Annotated in this window: 1 protein-coding gene; it reads left to right on the top strand. The window is 39.2% G+C overall.

Annotated features, from left to right (window positions below; translation table 11 throughout):
* Nucleotides 1–150: 150 nt before the first annotated feature.
* Nucleotides 151–975, top strand: an 825-nt coding sequence (locus tag ACFIKJ_RS09445) for a tyrosine-type recombinase/integrase (protein WP_375670558.1), incomplete at its 3' end; no start/stop codon positions are given.

The following is a 975-nucleotide window of genomic DNA, read 5'->3' as shown; positions in this document are numbered from 1 at the left end:
GCGTATTGATGTCTATAGCTTTTTATGATTCAATAAAAAAAGTAAGCATTAAAGGAAAAATCTCAAATCAGAAATTAAAGGTGGTCTAAAAGGTGGACCAAAAAAGGTGGACGAGCAATGCTTGAAAAGGTGGACGAGAGGGGACGTTAAGTGAGGGCGATTCATCGGTTATCAGCATCATTCGTAAAGACGTCCTCGCAGGGTAAATATTGTGACGGGGCGGGGCTATGGTTGAATGTTCGAAAAGACAATACACGCTCTTGGTTTTTTCGCTATACGCACCACAATAAGCGCCGTGAAATGGGACTTGGTCCTGTTACAAAACTCTCTTTAAAAGAAGCGCGTGAGCTTGCTAGGCATTATAGTGATATTCTTAAAGAAGGCAATGATCCTATTGTCTTTCGAGAACAGACTATTTTAAAACAGCAAAGCAATATTTTTCAAGAAATTGCAAAAGCGGCTTTTGAAAGCAAAAAAGCAGAGTTGAAAAATGAAGGTAAAAACGGCCGCTGGTTTTCTCCGCTGGAGTTACATGTTATCCCACACATAGGGAATTTGCCTATAGAACAATTAACAGCAAATATCATTCGCAATGTTCTCTCACCCCTTTGGCATGAAAAAGCAGATACGGCAAGAAAAGCACTTAATCGTATTAACATTTGCTTGAAATATGCAGCGGCTCTTGGTTTGGACGTTGATCTACAAGCTTGTATGAAGGCACGCGCCCTTTTAGGAAAAACCCGTGCTAGATCAACAAATATTCCTGCTATGCCATGGCAAGAAGTTCCAGCTTTTTATCAGAATTTGGATGATAATATCCTTTCAAATTTAGCACTGAAATTGCTTATTTTGACAGGGGTACGGTCATATCCATTGCGCTATTTGCATCTTGAACAAATAGATAAAAATATATGGACAATACCAAAAGAAAACATGAAAGGTATTGTAGGAAAGGTTTCAGATTTTCGCGTGCCA

The organism is Bartonella sp. PS7NMGDW, from assembly GCF_042193585.1.
GTDB lineage: Bacteria > Pseudomonadota > Alphaproteobacteria > Rhizobiales > Rhizobiaceae > Bartonella > Bartonella grahamii.
This window is presented reverse-complemented; position numbering and strand designations above follow the sequence as displayed.